19 protein-coding genes are annotated in these 24,178 nt (G+C 64.7%); 9 read left to right on the plus strand and 10 right to left on the minus strand.

Annotated features, from left to right (window positions below):
- Window positions 1-154 precede the first annotated feature (154 nt).
- From J3485_RS17060 to J3485_RS17090, 7 genes are all read left to right on the plus strand, one after another.
- Window positions 155-1,195, plus strand: coding sequence for a LacI family DNA-binding transcriptional regulator (locus tag J3485_RS17060; RefSeq protein WP_206954945.1), 1,041 nt, complete (start codon window positions 155-157; stop codon window positions 1,193-1,195).
- Window positions 1,192-2,616: an AGE family epimerase/isomerase gene (locus J3485_RS17065; RefSeq protein ID WP_206954947.1), complete on the plus strand. Its 1,425-nt coding sequence runs from the start codon at window positions 1,192-1,194 to the stop codon at window positions 2,614-2,616. The genes J3485_RS17060 and J3485_RS17065 overlap by 4 nt, the downstream gene beginning before the upstream one ends.
- An 11-nt stretch (window positions 2,617-2,627) precedes the next feature.
- Entirely contained in the window at window positions 2,628-3,599 is a 972-nt protein-coding gene (locus J3485_RS17070; RefSeq protein WP_206954950.1) for a carbohydrate kinase family protein, read from the plus strand.
- Window positions 3,600-3,721: 122 nt separating this feature from the next.
- A complete protein-coding gene (locus tag J3485_RS17075) occupies window positions 3,722-3,943 on the plus strand; it encodes a hypothetical protein (RefSeq protein WP_206955849.1) in 222 nt (73 codons plus the stop codon).
- 79 nt (window positions 3,944-4,022) lie between these two features.
- Window positions 4,023-4,268 carry a hypothetical protein gene (locus tag J3485_RS17080; RefSeq protein ID WP_206954952.1) on the plus strand — a complete coding sequence of 82 codons (246 nt, stop codon included), beginning with the start codon at window positions 4,023-4,025 and terminating at the stop codon, window positions 4,266-4,268.
- Window positions 4,269-4,326: 58 nt separating this feature from the next.
- Window positions 4,327-5,343 carry an ion channel gene (locus tag J3485_RS17085; protein WP_206954954.1) on the plus strand — a complete coding sequence of 339 codons (1,017 nt, stop codon included), beginning with the start codon at window positions 4,327-4,329 and terminating at the stop codon, window positions 5,341-5,343.
- A gap of 281 nt (window positions 5,344-5,624) precedes the next feature.
- Window positions 5,625-9,236 (plus strand): indolepyruvate ferredoxin oxidoreductase family protein, encoded by a 3,612-nt coding sequence (locus tag J3485_RS17090; protein ID WP_206954962.1) that lies wholly within the window; start codon window positions 5,625-5,627, stop codon window positions 9,234-9,236.
- A 64-nt stretch (window positions 9,237-9,300) separates the two neighbouring features.
- Here J3485_RS17090 and J3485_RS17095 read toward each other — a convergent pair whose 3' ends face one another.
- From J3485_RS17095 to J3485_RS17115, 5 genes are all read right to left on the minus strand, one after another.
- Window positions 9,301-10,506, minus strand: a complete 1,206-nt coding sequence (locus tag J3485_RS17095) for a branched-chain amino acid ABC transporter substrate-binding protein (RefSeq protein WP_206954965.1) — start codon at window positions 10,504-10,506, stop codon at window positions 9,301-9,303.
- 234 nt (window positions 10,507-10,740) lie between these two features.
- A complete protein-coding gene (locus J3485_RS17100; RefSeq protein WP_206954967.1) occupies window positions 10,741-12,012 on the minus strand; it encodes an EAL domain-containing protein in 1,272 nt (423 codons plus the stop codon).
- A gap of 317 nt (window positions 12,013-12,329) precedes the next feature.
- A complete protein-coding gene (locus J3485_RS17105) occupies window positions 12,330-13,637 on the minus strand; it encodes a solute carrier family 23 protein (RefSeq protein WP_206954970.1) in 1,308 nt (435 codons plus the stop codon).
- Window positions 13,638-13,826: 189 nt separating this feature from the next.
- Window positions 13,827-15,380, minus strand: coding sequence for a methyl-accepting chemotaxis protein (locus J3485_RS17110; protein ID WP_206954972.1), 1,554 nt, complete (start codon window positions 15,378-15,380; stop codon window positions 13,827-13,829).
- Between the two features lie 155 nt (window positions 15,381-15,535).
- Window positions 15,536-15,934: a cupin domain-containing protein gene (locus J3485_RS17115; protein WP_206954979.1), complete on the minus strand. Its 399-nt coding sequence runs from the start codon at window positions 15,932-15,934 to the stop codon at window positions 15,536-15,538.
- Between the two features lie 172 nt (window positions 15,935-16,106).
- Between J3485_RS17115 and J3485_RS17120 the strand changes: the two genes are divergently transcribed.
- The gene (locus tag J3485_RS17120; protein WP_206954980.1) at window positions 16,107-17,540 is read left to right on the plus strand and encodes an aminotransferase-like domain-containing protein; all 1,434 of its coding nucleotides are present in this window, start codon (window positions 16,107-16,109) and stop codon (window positions 17,538-17,540) included.
- Between the two features lie 90 nt (window positions 17,541-17,630).
- On the opposite strand, the gene speD is transcribed toward J3485_RS17120, so the two are convergent.
- From speD to J3485_RS17145, 5 genes are all read right to left on the minus strand, one after another.
- Window positions 17,631-18,011 carry an adenosylmethionine decarboxylase gene (speD, locus tag J3485_RS17125; protein ID WP_206954981.1) on the minus strand — a complete coding sequence of 127 codons (381 nt, stop codon included), beginning with the start codon at window positions 18,009-18,011 and terminating at the stop codon, window positions 17,631-17,633.
- On the minus strand, window positions 18,004-19,227 hold the full coding sequence (locus J3485_RS17130; RefSeq protein ID WP_206954982.1) for an MFS transporter: 1,224 nt from the start codon (window positions 19,225-19,227) through the stop codon (window positions 18,004-18,006). The genes speD and J3485_RS17130 overlap by 8 nt, the downstream gene beginning before the upstream one ends.
- 8 nt (window positions 19,228-19,235) lie before the next feature.
- Window positions 19,236-20,657, minus strand: coding sequence for a coproporphyrinogen-III oxidase family protein (locus J3485_RS17135; protein ID WP_206954987.1), 1,422 nt, complete (start codon window positions 20,655-20,657; stop codon window positions 19,236-19,238).
- Window positions 20,658-21,111: 454 nt separating this feature from the next.
- Entirely contained in the window at window positions 21,112-22,362 is a 1,251-nt protein-coding gene (locus J3485_RS17140) for an NRAMP family divalent metal transporter (RefSeq protein ID WP_206954995.1), read from the minus strand.
- A gap of 63 nt (window positions 22,363-22,425) precedes the next feature.
- On the minus strand, window positions 22,426-23,133 hold the full coding sequence (locus J3485_RS17145; protein WP_206955850.1) for an MgtC/SapB family protein: 708 nt from the start codon (window positions 23,131-23,133) through the stop codon (window positions 22,426-22,428).
- Window positions 23,134-23,555: 422 nt separating this feature from the next.
- On the opposite strand from J3485_RS17145, the gene J3485_RS17150 reads away from it, so the two are divergent.
- The gene (locus J3485_RS17150; protein WP_206955851.1) at window positions 23,556-24,155 is read left to right on the plus strand and encodes a TMEM175 family protein; all 600 of its coding nucleotides are present in this window, start codon (window positions 23,556-23,558) and stop codon (window positions 24,153-24,155) included.
- The last annotated feature ends 23 nt before the right edge of the window (window positions 24,156-24,178 follow it).

Genomic DNA, 24,178 nt, shown 5'->3' on the forward strand with positions numbered 1-24,178 from the left:
ATCATCGTTTAGTATTTTTTACTAAACATAATTTCTTTGCGTATTCCTTACCGTTTCAACGCTTAAGGTGAATACCTAACGTATGTCTGGGCTGCTTGCTGTCGTTTTTACTATACAATTGGCCGCATTCCGCCCCACTTGAATGCGAGCGACGATGGCCACAACGATTCGCGACATCGCCCGCGCGGCGAACGTGTCGATCGGCACGGTGTCGCGTGCGCTGAAGAACCAGCCGGGACTGTCCGAAGCCACGAGGCTGCGCGTCGTCGAAACGGCGCAGCGGCTCGGCTACGATGCCGCGCAATTGCGCCCGCGCATCCGCCGCCTCACGTTCCTGCTGCACCGTCAGCACAACAATTTCGGCGCCAGCCCATTCTTTTCGCACGTGCTGCACGGCGTGGAGGACGCGTGCCGTGCGCACGGCATCGTGCCGTCGCTGCTGACGGCGGGCCCGACCGAAGACGTCACCGAGCAATTGCGCCTGCACGCGCCCGATGCGATCGCCGTAGCCGGCTTCGTCGAACCGGAAACGCTCGCGGCCGTCGCCGCGATGCAGCGTCCGCTCGTCCTGATCGATCTGTGGGCACCGAACATGCGCTCGGTCAATCTCGACAATGCCGAGGGCGCGGCGCTGGCGATGCGGCACCTGTTCGCGCTCGGGCGCAAGCGCGTCGCCTTCATCGGCGGTTCGCTCGCACACTACAGCATCGCGCAGCGCGCCCTAGGCTATCGGCGCGCGTTCTTCGAGGCCGGCCTGCTGTTCGATCCCTCGCTGGAGACGTCGATCGACGCCCACCTGCCGCCCGACGAGGGTGCGGCGCTGGCGATGCAGCGTCTGCTCGACGCGCACGGCCCCGAGCGCATGCCGAGCGCCGTATTCGCCTACAACGACGTCGCGGCGCTGGCCGCCATGCGCGTCGTGCTTGCACGCGGCTTGCGCGTGCCCGAGGACATCGCGTTCGTCGGTTTCGACGATATCCCCGCGGCATCGCATGCCACACCCGCTCTGACGACGATCGCGATCGACAAGGAAGCACTCGGCGCGCGCGGCGTCCAGTTGTTGTTGGAAGACGCGCCCGGCGAGCTGACGGTGCGCCTGCCCGTCCGGCTCGTCGTGCGGGCCAGTACGATCGGTGGCGCCGGCGCGCAGCATGCGCTCGGCTCGGCCGGCATTGAATCGGAAACGACATCATGACGAAGCTTCCCAACGCCTCTCGAAGCCCCAAGCCGGCATCCGGCGCCGTCCACACCAATGCGATGGTGCCGCCTGTCGACGATTTTCGCGATCGCGCCTTCCTGCTCGAGCACGTGGCCGATACGCTGGCGTTCTACGCGCCGGCGGTTCACGATCCGTCGGGCGGCTTCTTCCACTATTTCAAGGACGACGGCACCGTCTACGATCGCAGCACGCGCCACCTCGTGAGTAGCTGCCGCTTCGTCTTCAATTACGCGATGGCGTACCGCCATTTCCGCGATCCGCAATACCTCGACTACGCGCGTCACGGCCTTGCGTTCCTGCGCGACGGACATTGGGACCCGCAGCACCGCGGATACGACTGGGAGATCGAGTGGCGCAACCGCGAAAGGCGCACGATCGACGGCACACGGCACTGCTATGGGCTCGCGTTCGTGCTGCTCGCGCAGGCGCATGCCGCGATGGCCGGCATAGAGGAAGCGCGGCTGCAGATCGCCGAAACGTTCGAGCTGATGGAGCGCCGCTTTTGGGACCCGGCCGCGGGCCTCTACGCCGATGAGGCGACGCCCGACTGGCACGTCTCGACCTACCGCGGCCAGAACGCCAACATGCACACGACCGAAGCGCTGCTCGCGGCTTACGAGGCGACGGGGCATCTCGTCTATCTCGATCGCGCCGAGCGGCTGGCGACGAACATCACCGAACGCCAGGCGAAGCTCTCGCACGCGCTCGTCTGGGAGCACTTTCACGCCGACTGGTCCGTCGATTGGCATTACAACGAAGAAGACAGCTCGAATATCTTCCGCCCGTGGGGCTTTCAGCCGGGGCATCAGACGGAATGGGCCAAGCTGCTCTTGATCCTCGAGCGCCACCGCCCACTGCCTTGGCTCGTGCCGCGCGCCGTCGAGCTGTTCGACGCCGCGCTCACGCACGCCTGGGACGACGAGCACGGCGGCCTGTGCTACGGCTTCGGCCCGGACGGCAAGATCTGCGACCACGACAAATACTTCTGGGTCCAAGCGGAAACGCTGGCTGCGGCGGCACTCCTCGGTCACCGCACGGGCAGCGAGCGCTTCTGGGATTGGTACGACGAGATCTGGGGCTATAGCTGGACACACTTCGTCGATCATCGATACGGCGCCTGGTATCGCATCCTCACGTGCGACAACCGCAAGTACAGCGACGAGAAGAGCCCCGCCGGCAAGACCGACTATCACACGATGGGCGCCTGCTACGAAGTGCTGAACGCGCTCGTCGAAACGCATGGCGACGCGACGGGCACGCCGGCTCGGGCGATGCAGCCGGCGGGCGGCAGCAACGGCAGTGGCAATCGCAGCGGCAATCGCAGCGGCAGCGGCAGCGGCAGTGGCAGTGGCAACGGCTTCGACGGAAGCGGCGACGCGCTCGCGAACCGAGCTTGAACGGACGATCTATGCATACCCCGAGCGCAACGAGCGCAATAAGTACGGCGGCGGCCGCGGCGAGCGGCGCAAGGAGCGCGGTGCCCTGCGCTTTCCCCCACTTCGTCAGCGCGGGCGACATCCTGACCGATCTCGTCCGCACGGACGGCTCGCACTGGCGCTCGCATCCGGGCGGCGCGGGCTGGAACGTTGCGCGCGCGGTGGCGGCCCTCGGCGTGCCGACCGCGTTCGCCGGCTCGATCGGCATCGACTGCTTCTCCGACGAACTGTGGCGCGCGAGCGAGGCGGCCGCTCTGGACCTGCGGTTCCTGCAGCGCGTCGAGCGTGCGCCGCTGCTCGCGATCGTCCACGAGACGCATCCGCCCGCCTACTTCTTCATCGGCGAGGCAAGCGCCGATCTGGCCTTCGATCCCGAATCGCTGCCGCAGGGCTGGATGGGCGCGGCGCGCTGGGCGCATTTCGGCGGCGTCAGCCTCGCCCGCGCGCCGCTTTCCGCGACGCTCGCGACGCTGGCCGCCGACCTGCGCGCGCACGGCGTGCGGATCAGTTTCGACCCGAACTACCGCAACTTGATGGCGCACGGCTATCGCCCGATGCTCGAGACGATGGCCGCGCTCGCGGATCTCATCAAGGTGTCGGACGAAGACTTGCGCTGCCTGTTCGGCACCGACGAGGACACGGCGCTCGAGACGCTGCGCGCGATGAACCGCGAGGCCACCGTGCTCGTCACGCGCGGCGCCGGTCCCGCCACGTTGATCACGCCGACGGAGACGATTGCCGCGATGCCGCCGCGCGTCGAAGTCGTCGATACCGTCGGCGCGGGCGACGCCTCGATCGGCGGCCTGCTGTTTAGCCTCATGCAGCGGCCCGAGCGGGCGTGGCGCGACCACCTGGCATTCGCGCTGGCGTCGGGCGGGGCGGCGTGCCGGCATGCAGGCGCCCATTCGCCGACGCTCGATGAGGTCGTCGCACTCTTGCAATAGAGCGCGATCATGCTGACGGCAAGCCGATGCGGGCGCTAACGCGCACGGGCCGGTGCACGCCGCCGGAATCCTTCCCAAGCGCGTGCTAGGATGAATTCATGCGTCCGAACAGGAGCGTCATCATGGAAGACGTCACCTATACGAAAGGGATCTACACGGCCACGCCCGGCGTGCGCCAGCTCGGCGACGGGCGGTTCCAGGGTGTAGTCCACCTCGCGCGCGACGACGCGACCGAGCCCGAGACGACGGTCTACGAAGTCAAGGGCGCGAGCGCCACCGCGTCGGAAGCGCTGGAAGAAGCCAAGACGCTCGCGCACCAAATTCTCGGCGAAATCGAGCTGTAGCGCGACGGCTCGCGCAGCCGAGCCGCTCACGCCCGCCTCATCGGAGCGCTCGCCGAAGTACGGCAGATGGAGGTCCAAGATGGCAGAAGAGCACTTCCTATACGGCGTCTATTCGATCTATGTGCGTCCCATCGAGCTCGAGGGCACGCGCTGGGAGGCCGAATACGAAATCCGGCACCAGGAAAAACCGGTGCAGCGCTGGACCACGATCGGCGGCGATACGGGCTACGCGAGTGTCGCCGACGCGATCGAGTCCGCACATAGGCAAGCCGTTGCCGACATCGAACACGGCGCCGGCGTGCCGAAGCCGAAGGCGTTCCCGTAGTCGCGCGCCGCGTTCGTGCGTGCTACGCTGCGCCCGTTCATGACGACGGGCCGCCGCTATGGCAACCAACACGCACGACAAGACGCACTCGCCCACGCCCGTTCGCGAAACGGCACCGACCGGCGCGCCGCCGCGCGTGCCGCGCTCGCCCCATGCCCGCCGCGAACCGAAGCGGCACGCACCGGGCGGCAAAGGCGGCCGCATTCTGCGCACGGGCTCGGGCACCGTCGTCACGCACGGGATGCCGGATCGCACACGGCTCGACCTCTACCACCGTGCGCTGACGGCCACCTGGCCGGTATTCTTCGGCTCGCTCGGCGGCTTCTTCGTGCTGCTGAACGCCTTCTTCGCCGTGCTCTATTCATTCGGCAGCGCACCGATTGCCAACCAATCGCCGCACGGTTTCCTCGGCGCGTTCTTCTTCAGCGTGGAGACGCTCGCAACGGTCGGCTACGGCGACATGCATCCGCAGACGATCTACGCGCACGCGATCGCCACGCTCGAGATCTTCACCGGCATGTCCAGCATCGCGTTGGCGACGGGCCTCATCTTCGTGCGCTTCTCGCGCCCGCGCGCGCGCATCATCTTTTCGCGCTTCGCCGTCGTGCGCCCGCTCGACGGCCACCCCACGCTCATGCTGCGCGCCGCCAACGCACGCCAGAACGTCATCGTCGAAGCGAAGGCGAGGCTACGGCTGATGCGCCACGAGACCAAGCCGGAGGGCTACTCGCTCTGGCGTATCCATGATTTGAAGCTCATGCGCGAACAACATCCGATCTTCCTGCTCGGTTGGAATCTCATGCACGTGATCGACGAATCGAGCCCGCTCTATGGCGAAACGGCGGAAAGCCTCGCCGCCTGCGAGGCTTCGCTGATGCTGATGATCGAGGGCGCCGACGAAACGACGACGCAGACGATGTATGGGCGCCACACGTGGGGCTACGACGAAATCCGCTGGCAGCACCGCTTCGTCGATCTGCTGCACGACGACGAGGATGGGGTCACGCACATCGACTACACGCAGTTCGACGAGGTGATGCCGCTCGATCAGGCGAGCGAGAGCGCGCACAAATGAAAAAAAGGACGACCACGGTGGCGTCCTTTTCGAGAATTTGGGTGGCCCGCGCTCAGCGAACCACGATCTGACTTATAAAGGGTATCGCGTGCGAGAAACCAATGGCCGCAGAAGAAAACGCTCCCACACTCGGTCATACGCGCAAAAATCGCCGCATTAGCTAGTCATCCCGACCGAGATAGCAAAAATCCTCCCCCTTCGCCGCGAAAAAATAGAGCCTTCGCAGCCCCATGTGCGAGGCACGGCCATATGGGGAAAAAAGGATCGAAGGAGACACCGCCATGACCGCCCGCCTGCCGATCGACGGCACGCCTGCTCTATCCGACTATCGGCTCACCGATAACCTGACGGCCACGCACGGCCGCATCTTTCTCACCGGCACGCAGGCCCTCGTGCGCATCATGCTCGCGCAGCGCGAACGCGACCGCGCGCAGGGCTGGAATACGGCCGGCTTCGTCAGCGGCTACCGCGGCTCGCCGCTCGGCATGGTCGATCAGCAAATGTGGAAGGCGAAGAAACTGCTCGAAGCCGGCGACGTGCGCTTCCTGCCCGCCATCAACGAAGAGCTCGGCGGCACCGCCGTGCTCGGCACCCAGCGCGTCGAAGCCGATCCCGAACGCACGGTCGAGGGCGTCTTCGCGATGTGGTACGGCAAGGGGCCCGGCGTCGACCGCGCCGGCGATGCACTCAAGCACGGCAACGCCTACGGCTCGTCGCCGCACGGTGGCGTGCTCGTCGTGGCCGGCGACGACCATGGCTGCGTCTCATCGTCGATGCCGCACCAAAGCGACTTCACGATGATGGCCTGGCACATGCCGATCGTGAATCCGTCGCACATCGCCGACATGCTCGAATTCGGCGCATACGGTTTTGCGCTGTCGCGCTTCTCGGGCGCGTGGGTCGGCTTCAAGGCGATTTCGGAGACGGTCGAATCGGGCTCCACCGTCGATCTCGACGCGCTCACGGCGCACTGGCCCTTGCCCGCCGAATTCACGCCGCCCGCGGGCGGCCTGCACAACCGCTGGCCCGATCTGCCGAGCTTGACGATCGAAGCGCGGCTCGCCGCGAAGCTCGACGCCGTGCGCACCTTCGCGCGCACGAACAGCATCGACAAATGGATCGCCGCGAGCCCGCGTGCCGACGTCGGCATCGTCACCTGCGGCAAGGCGCATCTCGATTTGATGGAAGCGCTGCGCCGGCTCGATCTCACGGTCGCCGATCTCGACGCAGCCGGCGTGCGCATCTATAAAGTCGGGCTGTCGTTTCCGCTCGAGACGACTCGCCTCGACACGTTCGTCGAGGGCCTCGCAGAAGTGCTCGTCATCGAGGAGAAAGGGCCCGTCATCGAGCAGCAGATCAAGGATCATCTCTACAATCGGGCTGCGCAAGACCGGCCGGCCGTGATCGGCAAACACGACGCGCAGGGCGCGCCGCTCCTGTCGTCGCTTGGCGAACTGCGCCCGTCGCGCGTGCTGCCCGTGTTCGCGGAGTGGCTCGCGCGCCACAAACCCACGCTCGACCGGCGCGAGCGCGTCGTCGATCTCGTGGCGCCGACGATCCTCTCGAACGCGGCCGATGCCGTGCGCCGCACACCGTATTTCTGCTCGGGCTGCCCACACAATACGTCGACGAAAGTGCCGGAAGGCTCGATCGCCCATGCGGGCATCGGCTGCCATTTCATGGCGTCGTGGATGGACCGCGGCACGACGGGCCTCATTCAGATGGGCGGCGAAGGCGTCGATTGGGCCTCGCACTCGATGTTCACGAAGACGCGGCACGTCTTTCAAAACCTCGGCGACGGCACCTACTTCCATTCGGGCATCCTCGCGATCCGGCAAGCCGTCGCGGCGAACACGAACATCACCTACAAGATTCTCTATAACGACGCCGTCGCGATGACGGGCGGCCAGCCCGTCGACGGCAGCATCTCGGTGCCGCAAATCGCGCGCCAAGTCGAGGCCGAAGGCGTGTCGCGCTTCGTCGTCGTCTCGGACGAGCCGGAAAAGTACGATGGCCATCATGGCCTGTTTCCGAAGGGCACCACGTTTCATCATCGCAGCGAACTCGACGCCGTTCAGCGCGAACTGCGCGAAACGGCCGGCGTGACCGTGCTCATCTACGATCAAACCTGTGCCGCCGAAAAACGCCGTCGGCGCAAGAAGGGCGAATTTCCCGATCCCGACAAGCGTCTGTTCATCAACGAGGCAGTCTGCGAAGGCTGCGGCGATTGCGGCGTGCAGTCGAACTGCCTATCGGTCGAGCCGGTCGAGACGCCGCTCGGACGCAAGCGCCGCATCGATCAATCGTCGTGCAACAAAGACTTCTCCTGCGTGAACGGCTTTTGTCCGAGCTTCGTCACGATCGAGGGCGGCAAGCTGAAGAAGGCCGCCGGCGCCGCCTTCGACGAAGCGGCGCTCGCTCGCCGCGTCGACGCCTTGCCCGCCCCGCAAGCGGGGCTCGACGCCGCGCCGTACGACATCCTCGTGACGGGCGTGGGCGGCACCGGTGTCGTGACGGTCGGCGCGTTGATCAGTATGGCCGCCCACCTCGAAGGCAAGAGCGCCTCGGTGCTCGACTTCATGGGCTTCGCGCAAAAGGGCGGCTCGGTGCTCTCGTTCGTCCGCTTCGCCGCGCGCGACGAGTGGCTCAATCAAGTGCGCATCGACACGCAGCAGGCCGACGTGCTGCTCGCCTGCGACATGGTCGTCGGCGCGGGCTTCGACGCGCTGCAGACGGTCCGCCACGATCGCACGCGCATCGTCGTCAACACGCATGCGATCCCCAATGCGTCGTTCGTGAGCAACCCCGATGCGAACCTGCACGCCGACGCGCTCATCGACAAGATGCGTCACGCGGCGGGTGCCGAGCGGATGTCGACCTGCGACGGGCAGGCGCTGGCCGCGAAGTTCCTCGGCGATACGATCGGCGCGAACATCCTGATGCTCGGCTTCACCTGGCAACTCGGCCTCATCCCCGTCTCGCACGCGGCGCTCATGCGCGCGATCGAGTTGAACAACGTCGCCGTGCCGATGAACAAGCTCGCCTTCGCCGTAGGCCGCCTGGCCGCGGGCGACCCCGCCGCGCTCGAAGCGATCTGGGCCGAGCGCCACGCCGTGCGCGGCACGCGTGCCGCGCAGGCGAAGGACGAACAAACCGACGCATCCGTCGATCTCGACACGCTTGTCGCCGATCGCGAAGCCCGTCTTGCGGCCTACGGCGGAGCACGCTACGTCGAGCGCTACCGTGCGCTCGTCGCGCTGGCGCGCCAGGCCGACGGCAGCGTGGCGGGAGCCGACATCGCCCGCGCCGTGGCGACCACCTTCTATCGGCTACTTGCGGTCAAGGACGAATACGAAGTGGCGCGCCTTTATACGGACTCGACGTTCCGCGAAGCCTTGGAGGCCCAGTTCGAAGGCAAGGCAGGCCGCGATTTCCGCGTGAAGTTCAACCTCGCTCCGCCGTCGCTCGCGAAAGCCAAGGCAGGCGAAGCCCCGAGCAAGAAGGCGTTCGGCGGCTGGCTGTGGCCCGTGCTCGGGGTACTCGCGAAATGGCGCGGCTTGCGCGGTACGGCGCTCGATCCGTTCGGCCGTACCGTCGAGCGCCGCATGGAGTGCGCGCTCGCCGAGGACTATGAAACGACGATGCGGCGCGCTTTCGCCGCGCTGAACGCCGCCAATGCCGAAGACGTGGCCAAGCTCGCCGCGCTGCACGCCAAGGTGCGCGGATACGGGCACGTGAAGCTGCGCAATCTAGCGAGCGTGAAGCGCGGCGAGCGCGACCTGGCGGCACGCCTCGCCCTCGAAGCTGCCACGAGCCACGCCGTGCAACAGGCGCTCGACGAAATGAAGGGCGCCGGCTCGCTGCGCGGCATTCCTGTCGTCGTCGCCAAGTAAGCGAGGCGAGTAAGCGCGACGAGTTCGGGACCCGCCGGCGACTCGGCGTGTCCCGCGCCTTGCGCTACTTCGGCGAGACCCAGCCTCCCTTCGGGCCGAGTTCACGGTAGGGTTTGAATGCGCCCTTTTCAGCAATGACGGCCATATAGACCGCGTTGTCCCGATCGCCTTTGTCGTTGAACGTGATGTCGCCCGTCGCGCCCTTGAAGTTCGAAACCTTGTGCAGCGCAGCGACGATGTCGGCCGGCTTCGTCGATTTCGCATCGGCGATCGCTTTCGCCGTCACGGCCACCGCATCGTACTCGTAGACGGAGTACGGCCCGGGGTCGGCGTGATAGGCCTTCTTATAGTCGGCGATGAAGCGGTGCGCCTTTTCCCCCGAGAGGAACTGCGGCAGCGGAGCCGTCGTGCAAATCATGCCTTTCGCGGCCGACCCCGCCGTTCTGATCAGCGTGGGATCGGTCGTACCGTCGCCGCCCATCAGATACTTCACGGGCACCTTCAGTTGCCGGACGTCCTTCGCGATCAATGCCGCCTCGGGGTAATAGCCCGTGTAGTAGACGACGTCGGGCTTCAAGGCGCCGACATTCTTGACCACGTCGGCATAGTCCATCTGCCCGGGCGTCACCGCGTCGTTATAGACGACGTCGACGCCCTGCTTCTTCAACGCATCGACGGTGTTGTCGGCCAGCCCCTTCGAGTAGGTCGTGTTGTCGTTGATGACGGCCACCGCCTTCGCGTGCAAGACGTCCTTCATCAACTTCGCCGCGAACGGCCCCTGCTCGTCGTCGCGGCCGATCGTGCGAAATGCATCGTCCCAGCCCTTCTCCGTGAGTTCGGGGTTCGTCGAGGCGTCCATCACATAAGCGAGGCCGGCGCCATGAAACACGCGCAACTCGGGCAACGCCGCGCTCGAACAGTAGCCGCCCGCCACGGCCACGATGCCTTGACTGACGAGCGTCTGGGCCGCACCGGCCGCCGCATCGGCATCGCATTTGTCGTCCGCTTGCACGAGTTCGAGCTTCTTGCCGAGCACGCCGCCCTGCTTGTTGATGTCGTCGATCGCGAGCTTCGCGCCGTTGAGGATGTCATTGCCCGCCGTCGCATAGCTGCCCGAGAGCGGCACAGGCACTCCGATCTTGATCGTCTCCTGTGCCAGCGCCGCGCCGGGTGCGATCGCGACCGACAAGGCCGCCACGCCGGTGCCGGCGAGCACCGTTTGCCGTAGACGAACGAATACGCGCGACGTGTGCAGATGCCGAACCATCATTTCTCTGCTCCTTGTGCTTTTTATGAATGGGAGCGCGTCTCGGCCTTCGGTGCAGCGAACGTCCGAGATGGCGGCCGCGGTGCGCGTAGTGCAAGCAATCATGCGTAGCAATACGCGCACCTCGATCGCTCGAAACGGATGATGCGCCGATCGCGCCTATTCAGATGATAGGCGTGGCGGCGAACAGATCAAAGCCGGCGTGCGGCACCTGACGACGGGCTTGCGGGGGAGAAGTCAGCCGTCCTCGTCGCGCCAATCGATGTCGCCGCACAACACGCAGAGGCGTTCGCCGACGCGCACGGCCATCGACAGCGTTACGCAAGGTAACGCTTCGTTGATCGACAGGTAAGGTTTCGTCGCATGGATACGATCGGGCGCGTCGACGGCGGCGTGAAAGTACGGCCGGCGCATCCAATTGGCGCCTTGCGCATCGGCAACGGGCAGAAAGCGCGCCTCATGGCCCGCGCGATCGGCGCGCAGTACGACGTTGCGGCCCGTCTGCCGCGCTTGCTCGTCGAGCAGGAAGCAGCGCGCCGCGTGATCGAGCGCAAGAAAGTTCCAACACACTTCCTCGAGCGCCTCGCCTTGCGCGAGGCGCTCCCCCGCGCGCGCAAACGCGTGCAGATAAGGCGCGAGCCGGCCGGTGCGCTGCCGCTCGCGGGCCTCGCTTTGCGCGCGATGCCGCTCGACCAGCGCCGCGATGCGCTCGCTTGCATAGACGCTATCGGCCGCGGCGGGACCCGGGCGCCCAAAGTAAAACCCTTGGACGAAATCGGCATCGCACGAGAACGCGAGCTGCGCCTCATGCTCCGTCTCGACGCCTTCGACGAGCACGAGCTTGCCCGCTTCATGCAGCATCGACACGAAGCCCGGCAAGATCGCCGCCGCCTGCGTTCGATGCGCCGCTTGCGAAAGCATCATGCGATCGACCTTCACGATGTCGGGATCGAGCTGCCAGATCCGTTCGAGATTCGAATCGCCCGCGCCGAAATCGTCGAGCGCGACCAAGAAGCCCTGCTCGCGAAACCGGCGCGCCTCCTCGGCAAGCTTGTCGAAATCTTCGGCGCGCACGGCCTGCAACTCGAGCACGATGCGACGCGACGACAAATCGAGGCGATCGATGTGCGCGCGAAACGCCGCCGCATGATACGAATCGGCCAGCGCGCCGGCATGGACATTCAAGAACAACCATTCGCGCTCGGCCTGCAGGGTCTTGAAGTTTTCCAGATGAAGCGACTGTGCGAGACGATCGACATAATGCAGCTCGCCTTGGCGCGCGGCGTCGCCGAATACGTCGAGCGGCGGCACGGGGCGATCGAAGGTGTCGTGCGCGCGCAGCAAGCCTTCGTAGCCCACGGCGCGCAAGTGCGACAAACTGAAGATCGGCTGAAAGACGCTCGTGAGCGTGAGGTCGCGATGGCGCAGCGCGTAGCGCGGCAAACCCGACGCCACGTCGGATTGGAGCGACGGCCGGGCGGCCGCATGCTCGCGGACGGGCATCACCATGCCGACCTCCATGCACAACGCGCACGAACGTCGCGAACATCACGAACGTCGTGGCAAAAACGACTGCGAAAGCGAAAGGCGAAAAACGTCATCGACGGCTCCCTCGATTCTTTTTACTGTAGTGGGAGCCGTAACGAAAGCAAGCTCTATGCTCGCGGGCCGCACCGATGCGAGGGCGGTGCAGCCGCAATGCCCGGCGAGACAGGACGAGCGGGTGTCGCGCTCATCGCCGGCACCGCCCGACACGCGCGCCGCGGCGGCAAACCGCACGCACCGCTACGGTGCAAAACGACCTGCCACGGGCATCCATGCCCTGATCAGAGCACGGGGCCACGCGCCAGTTCGCGGCGCAGCAAAGCGTAGAGCAGAATGGCCCCGAACGTTGCGGTGCCGATGCCGCCGAGCGCGAAACCGCCGACCTGCAACGAGAAATTGCCGGCGCCGATCACAAGCGTAACGGCGGCAACGATCAGATTGCGGTTATCGGAAAAGTCGACCTTGTTGACGACCCAAATGCGTGCGCCCGTCACGGCGATGAGCCCGAAGACGACGATCGACACGCCGCCGAGCACGGGCCCCGGAATCGTCTCGATCAGCGCGCCGAACTTCGGCGAGAAACCGAGCACGAGCGCGATGACGGCGGCCACGACGAACACGATCGTCGAATAGATCTTCGTGACGGCCATCACGCCGATGTTCTCGGCGTAGGTCGTCACGCCCGTGCCGCCGGCAAAACCCGACACGATCGTCGCAAGACCGTCGCCGACGAAGGCGCGGCCGATGTAGCGGTCGAGATTCTGCCCGGTCATGGCGCTGACGGCTTTGATGTGCCCGAGGTTTTCGGCAACGAGGATCACGGCGACGGGCGCGAGCAGCAGCATCGCATGCGGATCGAAGACGGGCGCCGAGAAGTGCGGCAGGCCGAACCAGGCGGCATTGGCGACGAGCGAGAAGTCGACCGGCTTGCCGAGGCCCATGCCGTTGGTGGCGAGCGCGTAGATCAGATAAGCGATCACGAGCCCTACGAGAATAAGTAGGCGCTGCACCATTCCGCGCGTGAAGACGGCGACGATGCCGACGCAAAGCACGGTGACGACGGCCATCCATGAATCGAACGTCGACCCGCTCACGCCCTTGACGGCGATCGGCGCGAGATTCAAACCGATGACGGCGACGATCGACCCCGTGACGACCGGCGGCATGAGCGCCTCGATCCACTTCGTGCCGACGGCGCCGACGATGAGGCCGATGACCGCGTACACCACGCCGCAGGCGATGATGCCGCCGAGCGCGACCGGAATGTTCGCGTTCGCGCCGTGTCCCGCGTAGCCCGTGACGGCAATGATGAGACCGATGAAGGAAAAGCTCGAGCCGAGATAGCTCGGCACGCGTCCGCCGACGAGCACGAAGAACAGCAGCGTGCCGATGCCCGACATGAAGATGCACAGGTTCGGATCGAAGCCCATGAGCAATGGAGCGAGCACCGTCGAGCCGAACATGGCGACGACGTGCTGCACGCCCATGGCGAACGTCTGCGGCCACGGCAAACGCTCGTCGGGTGCGACGACGCGTCCCTCGGCGGCGCTCGGCGTAAGGCGCCAGCGCGGAAAATAGGATTCGGCCATGCTCGTGGGGCTCCTTCTCGCGGGTGGAAGTGAACGGCACCGCCTCGATGCGGCGGCGCATTGGAATCACGCGCGAGTTTAAGGACGGCAATAGCCGGTGACAAGCGATGAAGCAGTTGTGTGAAGCAGTTAGGCGCTTTTCAAGCCCGGTTCTCGCGCCCCTCGTCGCCCCCTCATCGCAAGTAGCCCCTAGCTGAGCGCGAATACGGCGACGGCCGCCTTCAACTGTCCGGCTTGCGCGGTCATCGAGCTGGCGGCCGCGGCCGCCTCCTCGACGAGCGCGGCGTTCTGCTGAACCGTCCGATCCATCTGCGAGACGGCGATGCTGACCTGCTCGATGCCCTTGCTCTGCTCGCCCGAAGCCGCCGAGATTTCACCCATGATGTCGGTCACGCGTCGCACCGCGTGCACCACTTCGGTCATGGTCGAACCGGCGCGCTCGGCCAGCTCGGCGCCGCTATCGACGCGCGCCGTCGACGCTTCGATCAGCACCTTGATCTCCTTGGCCGAGACGGCGCTGCGCTGCGCGAGCGAGCGCACCTCGCCGGCCACGACGGCAAAACCCCGCCCTTGCTCACCGGCGCGCGCCGCCTCCACGGCCGCGTTGAGCGCGAGGATGTTCGTCTGGAACGCAATACCCTCGATGGCCGCGATGATGTCGGTCATCCGTTTGGAGCCGTTCGCGAGCTCGCGCATCGTGTCGACCACTTCGCCCACGAGGTTGCCGCTCTTGGTCGCGATTTCCGAAGCCGCGCCGGCCAGCGTGCTGGCCTGACGCGCGTTGTCGGCGTTGTGCCGCACCGTCGAACTGAGCTCTTCCATGCTGGAGGCCGTCTCTTCGAGCGAAGCGGCTTCTTGCTCCGTGCGCTCGGACAAGTCGGCATTGCCGCGCGCCAACTGCTCCGATGCGCCCGCGATGGCCTCGCTGGAGTTGCCGATCCGAGCCACGATCTCCGCCAGCCGATCGCGCATGTCCTTCAGCGCCCACAGCAGGCTCGTCCGATCGCCCGCACGCGTATCGATGCGCACCGACAGATCGCCGGCCGCCACGCGGTTAGCGATATGAGCGGCATAGCCGGGCTCGCCGCCGAGCTGCGCCGACAACCGCCGCGCGATGAGCCACGCGAGCGCCGCGCCCGCGACGAGGGATGCGGCCATGAACGCGACCATGATGTCGCGCATCGACTGAAAGCGCTCCGTCGATTCGGCCACGCGAGCACTCGCCACCGTGTGCTTATAGCGAATCGCCTCTTCGAGCGATGCCCGCAAATCGTCGCTGGCCGCGATCACGCCCTGCACCATGGAGGCCTGATCCATGCCGGCGGGCATCGGCTCGGTGCCGATCTGAATCCGGATGTACTTGTCCCAAGCCTGCTCTTTGGTGCGAATGTCGGCCACGACCTGGCGCCCGTGGTCGGTATCGACCGTTTCGCCGAACCGATCGAGGTCTTGATGGATGTTGACGAGCGCATCGGCCATCCGTTGCTGCAACTTCTGCTTGGCGGCTGCATCGGCCGCGAATCCGAGGTTGGCGCCGGAGAGGTCCGCGTCGAGGCGATATTTGTTCGTCTCTTCGATGGCGTACAGGCCGTCCATCTGCGAGGTGCCGAGGTCGGCGGCAATGCCGTGCATCGTCGCGAGCCCCCACACGCCCACGCCGCCGACGATCATGCCGAGGCCTATCACGACGGCGAAGGCCAGCAAGAGCTTGCTCAGCACCGTCATGCTATCGAGTCGATTCATTTTGGGGTCCTTACCAATTTCCGAGAAAGCGCGTTGCCACGGTTCGACGAACGCCCGACGCGCCTCTTCTTGATTACGGCAGGACTCCCGCGAGGTTTATATGTCTATTCCGAAAATAGACGAAGACATATGCCTAGGGTCAAACCCGATGGCGTTCAGATCCAAACGTCGTTCGGCTGCGTTCGTTCGCCGCGCGCGTCGCCTGTATTGAGCACACCGCACGGTTCGATCAGCATCAGGCTCGCTTCGTGTTCGGCAAAAGGCTTGTGCTCGACGCCGCGCGGCACGACGAACAGATCGCCCGCGTGCAAATGCACGGGGCCGTCACGCATGTCGATGCGCACCTCACCCTCTACGACGAAGAACGTTTCGTCCGTATCGGCATGACTGTGCCAAACGAAGTCGCCTCGTACCTTCACGACCTTGAACTGATAGTCGTTCATCTGCGCGACGACACGCGGTATCCACGGGTCCGCGACGAGGCCCAGCTTCTCGCGCAGGTTGACGATTCTGCCCACGCCTTGGCGTGCCGCCGCTTCGCTGTGATCGTTCATCTCCGCTCCTTGATCGGTTTCGGTGAAATCGTGGTGAGAACCGAGCCGATCGTAGCGCCTTGCGGAGGACGATAACAGTCACAATTTTTTGAAAAATAGACCATAACAATTCCCCTGGCGAGGGCTGTCTCGCGCGCCGATAATGGCGTATCGTCCTGCCTGCACCATCACCATGAACCACCCGCCATCCCATCGCTACGAACAGCTCGCCGAACTCATTGCGCAGATGATCGAGAAAGGCACGCTCGCAGCCGGCGCGCGGCTACCCTCGTTGCGTGCCGCGAGCGAGCAGCACGGCGTCAGCCTTTCGACGACGCTGCAAGCGTATCGGCTGCTCGAACAGCGCGGCGTGCTGACCGCAAGGTCACAATCGGGCTACTACGTCAACGGCGTTCGCACGACGGCGCTCGCGCTACCCTCGATGTCGCGCGGCCGCACGAAACCGTCGACCGTGTCGATCAGCGACGCCGTCACGCATTTGCTCGAACATGCTGCCAACACGTCGCTCGTGCCGCTAGGTTGCGCCGTGCCCGATGCTGCGCTGCTGCAAGCAGCCCGGCTGGACCGCACGTTGGCTCGCTTGGCGCGAACGCAGGGCGAGAACGCCAACATCTACTCGGCACCGTTAGGCGAGCACGCGTTGCGTCAGGCCATTGCCCAGCGCGCCATGCGTGTCGGGCAGGCGTTGTCGGCCGACGATATTCTGATCACCTGCGGCTGCACCGAGGCGCTCGTGCTTGCGCTATCGGCCGTCGCTTCGCGCGGCCAGGCGGTTGCGATCGAATCGCCGACTTATTTCGGACTCCTACATACACTCGAAGCGCTGGGCCTAAAAGCATTCGAATTGCCGACCGATCCGATCGCTGGCGTGGACGTCGCCGCACTCGCGAGGCTGCTCGAAACCGAAACGATTTCGGCCTGCGTCCTATCGTCGAGCTTCAACAATCCCTTAGGCTCGACGATGCCCGACGCGAACAAGCGCTCGTTGCTCGCTCTGCTGACCGCGCACGACATACCGTTGATCGAAGACGACATCTATGGCGATTTGCATTTCGGTCGCGAGCGCCCAAAGCCATTCATCGCACTCGATGGAGGCGCGAACACCATTTATTGCAGCTCGTTTTCGAAGAGCATCGCGCCTGGGTATCGCGTCGGCTGGATTACGGCGGGCGTGCACATGGCACGCGTGGTCGAGCGCAAGCTCGCCTTCAGCCTGTGCAGCGCGGTGCTGCCGCAGCGTGCGCTAGCGGATTTTCTCGCGACGGGCGCCTACGACACGCACTTGCGCCGCGTGCGGCGCGTGTTTCAAGAAAACCTCGCACGCATGGCACGCACGGTCGAGGCAAGTTTTCCGGCAGGTACGAAGGTGAGTCGACCTCAAGGCGGCTTCGTGCTGTGGCTCGAATTGCCGCGCAGCGTCGATACGCGCACCCTCTTTGACAAAGCGCTCGAGCGCGGCATCTGTTTCGCGCCCGGCGACGTCTTCTCGGCCAGCCGGCGCTTTCGCAACTGCCTGCGCTTGAGCGCGGGCTATTCGTGGACGGCACGAATCGAAAGCGGCGTGCGCACCCTTGGGTCGCTGGCGCGCGAAGCGTTAATGCGTTAAATCGCCGATGGCGCTTGGCAAGCTCAATCGTTAGGACTACGAATCGAATCTGCGATTATCGATCGTCGACCGTCGACCGAAGTCATCGAATCAGCGCAACAAACGTTTCCCCGCGTCCCCCCGTTCGCATCGAATGATTCGATAACTGCCGACCGGGCTCGCGTCGACGAATCGCCGAAAAATATCAAACGGCTCGCAGCGCACGCCGCACGTAAACGCGTCGAAAAACGCGCGCCCTTCCTCGGGATAGGTATGCAGCGAAACGTGCGACTCCGCGAGCAACAGCAGCACCGTCACGCCGTTCGGCTCGAACGCATGCCGGATCGTGCCGAGCACCGTCGCCCCCTCGGCTACCGCGGCCTCGATCAACGCTCGCGCAAGCGCATCGCCGTTGTTGAGCACCTCGGCAGGCGTATCGGCGATATCGGCGAGCACATGGCGGCCATAGGCGAAATGCGGCGAATCAGGCATGACGCCTCGCCGAGCGCGCGGCGCCCACATAGCCGACGGCAACGACAGCGGCGCCGATGATCGAAATGCCGATGCCGACGGGCGCCACGACGCTCAGCGCGCCCGCGAACGCACCCGACATCGCCTCGCTCGTATTGGCCAGTGTCGAGAACAAGCTGAAATTCTTGCCCATGTTCGCTTCCGTCGACAGGCGTTGAATATTGGTCGGCAGGACGACGTCGACGAATGCACCGATGCCCCCGAGCGCGAAACATCCGACGAGCGTCGCCGGCGCACTGACCGCACACAGCGGCAGGAGCGCGAGCATGAACCCGTAGCAACGCCAATACGTCATCAAGCTCGGCGTGCTGAAATCGCGTGAAACGCTACCGCACAAGAGTGCGCCGGCAGCGGCGCCCAGCGCGAGAAAGCTCATCGCGTAGCCGATGATGCTGTCCGCGAAGCCCGCGCCTTTGAGCATCGTCGGAATAAGCACGCGCAATGCGGCGCCGACGAACAGAATGCACAGTGCCGAGTAGCCGATGCTGACGAACAGCTCACGCCTGGCGAGCGCCGCTTTGAAGTTCGCGGCGAACTCGCCGTACAGGCCGCCCAGCGTGATCGATCGACGCGGCTCGGTCTGCGCGACGGGGGCCGGCGCGGCAATCGCATATCGGATACAGAGCGCGGACACGAGATAGGTCGCCGCATCGATCGCGAGCACGTAGCCGAGATCCGTCACCGCATAAAGCAGCGTGCCGCCAAGCGCAGGGCCGATGAAGCCGCCCAGTTCCGCCGCCATCTGCGCCGCTCCGTTCGCGGCCGGCAAATGCTCGGCTCGCACGAGCGCGGGAATCGCACCTTGAAACGCGGGCTGAAACACGGTACGAAACGCTGTCATCGACATGCCGATGAGCGCGAGTGAAATCACATCGATTCGCCCTTGCGAAAGCAGCAAGCAAAACGCGATGGTAATCGCCATCCGCGCGAGGTCGGCATAGACCATCAGCGAGCGCCGCGGCCAGCGATCCGATAGTGCGCCGCCGAGCGGGCCGAGCACCACGTACGGAATGAATCGAAAGAAATAGACGGCACCGGACAGCGCGACATTGGCGTCGGTGACGCGCAAGACCGTGAGGATGAAGACGAACTCATGAACGCCATCGCCGATTTGCGACAGCAGATTACCCGTCAGCAGAACGGAGAGACGGCGCTCTTTTCGCAGCATCGCGAGCATCGCTTCTCCTAGGTCGTCTGCACAGGGGCGAGCGGAAACAAAAGCTCGCGCGTCGAGAAGCGGCGCCCTGGGTCTTTCAACTTGTCGATCACCATACCGTTCATTTGCAGTTGATCGGCGTGCGGCATCAGAAAGTACATGAGGTTGACGTACCAGTACCAGCCGAGCTTGGTCAACGACAGCGACGCGGCGTCTTCGGCAACGAGCCCCTCTCGTTTCAAGCAATCGAGCTTCTCGAGCACTTCGGGGTGCACGCCGTCCCATTGCACACGCCGCTTATCGACGCGGCCGTGATAGGGCAAACGAAGCACGAGGGGCCGGGCGAAATCGAGCGCCTGCTCATGCCGGCTGATCTCGCAAGGGATACGGCCTTGCGATACGGCTTCGCGATAGACCTTCTTGCTGTGCGTCTGCGTGAGGACATGCCCGATCGTCGAGCTGATCGCATTGACGCCGAAGCCCATCAGATCGTGATCGTGATACCCGTACACATGTTCGTGATAGGCGAACGAATAGGCGTCGCTGACGACCTTCTCGCTTTCGTCATGCGTGTCCGTGCGAAAGTAGCCGTGCCCGTTGTGCGGCATGAAGCCCGCATGGCGCATCGTTTGGTCGATCAGCACGTTCATGCCGAACTTGCGCATGGCGGAGGTCGGTGCCGCGCCGGCCTGCGCCAGCTTCGCGTGCAGGCCCACCTGCGTGACGATGTTGTCGATCGGATAGATGTCGACGTTCGTCGTTCCGAGCGCGGCGGCGGCTTGCAGATCGGCCATGAGTTCTTCTTCGTCTTGCCCGCTCATGCCGTACAGAATGTCGAACGTCTGATAGGGAAACCGTCGCTTGAGCAACGCCGCCGCCTCATGGATCTGATCGAGCGACGCCGTCAGATCGAACGTGTCGCGCCATTTCGGCGAGAACGTCTGCAAGCCGAACCGCGGGTGTGTGACGCCGATCGCGCGCATGGCCTCGGCGCGCTCTAGCGTGAGGCTCTTGACCTCGACCTCGAACGAGAATTCGCGCAAGCACGACAAGTCGAACGTCTTGCGAATCAGTTCGCCGAGCCGGACCATCTGCTCGGGGTCCAGCAAGCTAGGCGTGCCACCGCCGAAGAAGATTGCCGATATCGGCACACGTTTCAGATCGATGAGATCGGCCTTCAGGCGAATCTCCGCAAGAAGCGTCTCGAAGTAATCGTCGATGACGGCACGGCTCGAATACCGCCCTCGCGTAAACGGACAAAAATTGCAGATCGTGTCGCAAAACGGAATATGAAAATACAGCGCGCGCGAAACGACATGAGGTGCTGCTTCGCTCCAGACTTGCGGCGCCGTAGTGAGTGCACGCGCCTTGCCTTGGCTCGGAAAGAAGAAGTTGTAGATCGGAAACTGACGATCGAATTTGACGAGCGACTTCCCAGGCAACAGCTTCATGCGATTCTCCGATTCTCCAATTCGAAGGGGGACGTCCCCCTCCTTGTTTCTATGCCGAAGCGCCTTACCAGGCGCCGATCTTCACAGGCATGCGTGCGGCGTCGGGTGCTTCGAAGTAGCGCGATACATCATCCATTTCGGACTCCTAAATAATGAAATGCAGGATCTCCTGCGGGATGCCGGCAACGGCGCCGACATGGGGTGACGCGACGGTGCGCCGTCGCGAAAGCCGTAATGCCGAGCGAGAACGCGCGCCGAAACCACGTGGCCGCGCTCGGATCGCTCAGGCGATGTTTATCTTGTTTAAGCTAATTTAACAAAAAGGGACGGCTCGATATACCCATCAAGTTTGATAGGGTGCACGGCATCCGCGGGGGGAAGCGGACACGATGACGATCGTTAGGTGTACTGATCGATGCCGCCGCCGTGCGCGTGCCGTGATCGGACGCTATCGCTAGGCGAACCAGCCCGCGGCAGCCCCGACGATCCCGGCCACGCAAGCGGCCGCCGCGCAGAGGCAGACTGCCCATCGATAGACGCCGCGCAGACGATGGGCCGCCGGCAGCGCCACGATCCCGAGCACGATCAGCGGCCCGACCACGAACGGCAGCAGCAGCGCATTGACGACCTGCGCCGCGACATTGACCGACACGAGATTGGGCATGAACCCGACAAGGCCGGCGCTGCTCGCGACGGCTACGGCATAGACGCCGTAAAACCACGGCGCGCGCGTAGGCGGCGCTTCGAGCGAGCCCTGATAGCCGGCCACTTCGCCGAGCCCCCATGCGAGCGCGAGCGAGCAAACGATCGCGGCCACGAGCGAAGCGCCAAGCACGCCCACGCTGAAAATCAGCCTACCCGCCTCCTCGCCGGCGACGCCGAAGAACGCCGCGGCAATTTCGCCAACGCTTTGCAGTCCTAACGAACCGCCCCACTGCGGCAACGTCGCCGCCGCCGCGACGAGCACGGCCCCCGTCAGCAATTGCGTCAGGACCGCACCGACAGCGGTTTCGACGCGCGCCGACCGAAAGTCGGACAGCGATCGTCGCTCATCGGCAATCGCCGCCTGCTGATAGAAAATCATCCAAGGATTGAACGTCGCGCCGATCAGCGCAGCGGCAAGATAGGCGAACTGCGCATGCCGCACAGGCAGATCGCTCAATTGCCGCACGAGCGTGGGCCAATCGGGCCGCGCACGCCACGCAACGACAAAAAACGCCAGTTCGAACAACCCGATGAACATCGCAACGCGATCGACGCGTTTGCTCGATCCGGTCAGCACCACCGCCAGCAGCAAGACCGCGGCAAGCGAAAGCGACGCGGCGCGCGGCACGCCATACATTTCGCCGATGCCGGCGATGCCCGTGAATTCGGTCACGAGCGAACTCATCACCGCCACGACGAGCGCGGCAGCCGTCATCGCCGCCCATCCGGGCCCGAACCGCTCGCGTACGAGCGAGCCGAACCCGCGACCGCTAACGATCCCCAGCCGAACGCAGAGCGCTTGGACCATATAGAGCAATACGGCAAGCGAGAGCAGCAGCGGCAGCAGGCGAATGCCCCATTGCGCGCCGCTTTGCGCCGCTGTCACGACGTTGCCGGCATCGCAGTCGGCCAGCATCACGAGCAGGCCGGGCCCCCATCCCGCGAGCGCGCGGCATGTCTTGCGTAGGTTGACGGCGAAAGGCGGCGACGACTGCGACATGGCGATGCGATGACGCTCACACAAACGCGACAGTGAACGGTAGGCGGCAAAGCGAGCACTCTATCATTCGAGCGTCGGCTCGGTCTCGAGCCCAGCCCAACTGACGCTCGACACGCCCTTTTCCATGCTCAAGCGGCTCGCCAACAGTTCGAGCTTCGATTGATCTTTCGGATGCAAGCGCAACGTCGCCGTCACCTCGACACGTTGCGGCTGATCGGTCACGTCGCGGCTCATGAGACTCTGAAACGAGAGCGGCGCCGACGACATCGGATTGCAAAGAATCGCGCGCACGTGGATTTCGTCCTCTTCTCGGCATACGACGGTCAGCACGTATTGGCGCACCAAATCGGCGGCGGAGACGGGCGTCGCGTTGATCATCTGGCTGACCTCCCTGAGCACCGTATTGGTGACGAGTACGATCGCCGTTCCGGCGATGGCGGGCGCGTAATGGCCCGATCCGCACAGCACGCCGACGGCCGCCGAGCACCACAGCGTCGCGGCGGTATTGATGCCATGCACCGAACCCTTCTCGCGCATGATGACGCCGCCGCCGAGAAAGCCCACGCCGGAGACGACATAAGCCGCGATCCGGGTGACGCCGTCCGCCCCGTTGCCGGCCAGCATGCCGAGCGTCACGAACAATGCGGCGCCGCTCGCGACGAGCGTGATCGTGCGCAATCCCGCCGTGCGTTGACGAATCTGGCGTTCGAGACCAATGGCCACGCCGCAGGCGAATGCGGCCAGCAGCCGCCAAACGAAATCGGAAATCATAGGGATGACGTTGAAATAACGCTCGCGCCGAGCGAGCCGCACGCCCGGCGCGGATGCATTCACCCACGCGAGCCGAGGCTCGCGGCGAAGCCTCGATGCCATGCGAGAACGCATGCGCGCCGAGACGCATAAAGGGTGCACGGGAAATATGACTACGATGCGCACCGACCACCCGAAGGCAGGACGGCGGCTAAGGAAGCTAGCGCGTAAGTCGTGCCTGTCAGGCCGTAGAACTGCTCGAAAAGCGACTACTGCAGGTGTCCAAGACGCAAGCCTCGCAGGAATATGGGCCGCGCAATTCTATGCGGGGCCAGGACGGAAAGTCAACCTGGGCGCGCCTGAACGGCGACGCTAAGCCTTTGCGTTCGTCCGCCGATCGACCGACAATGAGCGCGCCCCGTACCGACGACCCAGCGATAGCGATGGAAAAGAACCGCCTGGAAGCATTCAGCGACGGCGTAATGGCCGTCATCATCACGATCATGGTGCTCGAACTCAAAGTGCCGCACGGCGAAGACCTGGCGGCGCTCGCGCAGCTTTGGCCCGTCGCGCTGAGCTACGTGCTCAGCTTCGTCTACGTCGGTATCTATTGGAACAACCACCATCACATGCTGCAGGCCACGCGCCGCGTGAACGGCGCGATTCTCTGGTGGAATCTGCATCTGCTGTTTTGGCTATCGCTGCTGCCGTTCAGCACGGGATGGATGGGCGAGAATCATTTCGCCCGCTGGCCGACGGTGCTTTACGGCATCAATCTGCTCGCCTGCGCGCTGGCGTGGGCCATCTTGCAAACCGGCCTCATCCGCCACCACGGTCCCGACAGCCTGCTCGCGCGGGCGATCGGCAAGGGGGCGAAGAGCAAGGCGTCGCCGCTCCTGTATCTACTCGGCATCGCCGCGGCATGGGTTGGCTATCCGAGCATCGGCCTCGCGTTCTTCGCGGGCACGGCGTTGCTTTGGCTCGTCCCCGATCGCCGCGTCGAACGTCTGATCGAAGCGGGCGAACCGCATAGCGAACACTGATCTGCCGAATCAGGGCAATGGCC

It is taken from the genome of Trinickia acidisoli, assembly GCF_017315725.1.
Taxonomy (GTDB): Bacteria; Pseudomonadota; Gammaproteobacteria; order Burkholderiales; family Burkholderiaceae; genus Trinickia; species Trinickia acidisoli.

Coding starts and splice junctions, on each gene's coding strand:
- J3485_RS17060 (WP_206954945.1), top strand. CDS start 155: ATGGCCACAACGATTCGCGACATCGCCCGCGCGGCGAACGTGTCGATC.
- J3485_RS17100 (WP_206954967.1), bottom strand. CDS start 12,012: ATGGTGATGCCCGTCCGCGAGCATGCGGCCGCCCGGCCGTCGCTCCAA.
- J3485_RS17140 (WP_206954995.1), bottom strand. CDS start 22,362: ATGTCGCAGTCGTCGCCGCCTTTCGCCGTCAACCTACGCAAGACATGC.
- J3485_RS17085 (WP_206954954.1), top strand. CDS start 4,327: ATGGCAACCAACACGCACGACAAGACGCACTCGCCCACGCCCGTTCGC.
- J3485_RS17080 (WP_206954952.1), top strand. CDS start 4,023: ATGGCAGAAGAGCACTTCCTATACGGCGTCTATTCGATCTATGTGCGT.
- speD (WP_206954981.1), bottom strand. CDS start 18,011: ATGCCTGATTCGCCGCATTTCGCCTATGGCCGCCATGTGCTCGCCGAT.
- J3485_RS17070 (WP_206954950.1), top strand. CDS start 2,628: ATGCATACCCCGAGCGCAACGAGCGCAATAAGTACGGCGGCGGCCGCG.
- J3485_RS17090 (WP_206954962.1), top strand. CDS start 5,625: ATGACCGCCCGCCTGCCGATCGACGGCACGCCTGCTCTATCCGACTAT.
- J3485_RS17145 (WP_206955850.1), bottom strand. CDS start 23,133: ATGATTTCCGATTTCGTTTGGCGGCTGCTGGCCGCATTCGCCTGCGGC.
- J3485_RS17105 (WP_206954970.1), bottom strand. CDS start 13,637: ATGGCCGAATCCTATTTTCCGCGCTGGCGCCTTACGCCGAGCGCCGCC.
- J3485_RS17065 (WP_206954947.1), top strand. CDS start 1,192: ATGACGAAGCTTCCCAACGCCTCTCGAAGCCCCAAGCCGGCATCCGGC.
- J3485_RS17115 (WP_206954979.1), bottom strand. CDS start 15,934: ATGAACGATCACAGCGAAGCGGCGGCACGCCAAGGCGTGGGCAGAATC.
- J3485_RS17135 (WP_206954987.1), bottom strand. CDS start 20,657: ATGAAGCTGTTGCCTGGGAAGTCGCTCGTCAAATTCGATCGTCAGTTT.
- J3485_RS17150 (WP_206955851.1), top strand. CDS start 23,556: ATGGAAAAGAACCGCCTGGAAGCATTCAGCGACGGCGTAATGGCCGTC.
- J3485_RS17095 (WP_206954965.1), bottom strand. CDS start 10,506: ATGATGGTTCGGCATCTGCACACGTCGCGCGTATTCGTTCGTCTACGG.
- J3485_RS17130 (WP_206954982.1), bottom strand. CDS start 19,227: ATGCTCGCGATGCTGCGAAAAGAGCGCCGTCTCTCCGTTCTGCTGACG.
- J3485_RS17110 (WP_206954972.1), bottom strand. CDS start 15,380: ATGAATCGACTCGATAGCATGACGGTGCTGAGCAAGCTCTTGCTGGCC.
- J3485_RS17075 (WP_206955849.1), top strand. CDS start 3,722: ATGGAAGACGTCACCTATACGAAAGGGATCTACACGGCCACGCCCGGC.
- J3485_RS17120 (WP_206954980.1), top strand. CDS start 16,107: ATGAACCACCCGCCATCCCATCGCTACGAACAGCTCGCCGAACTCATT.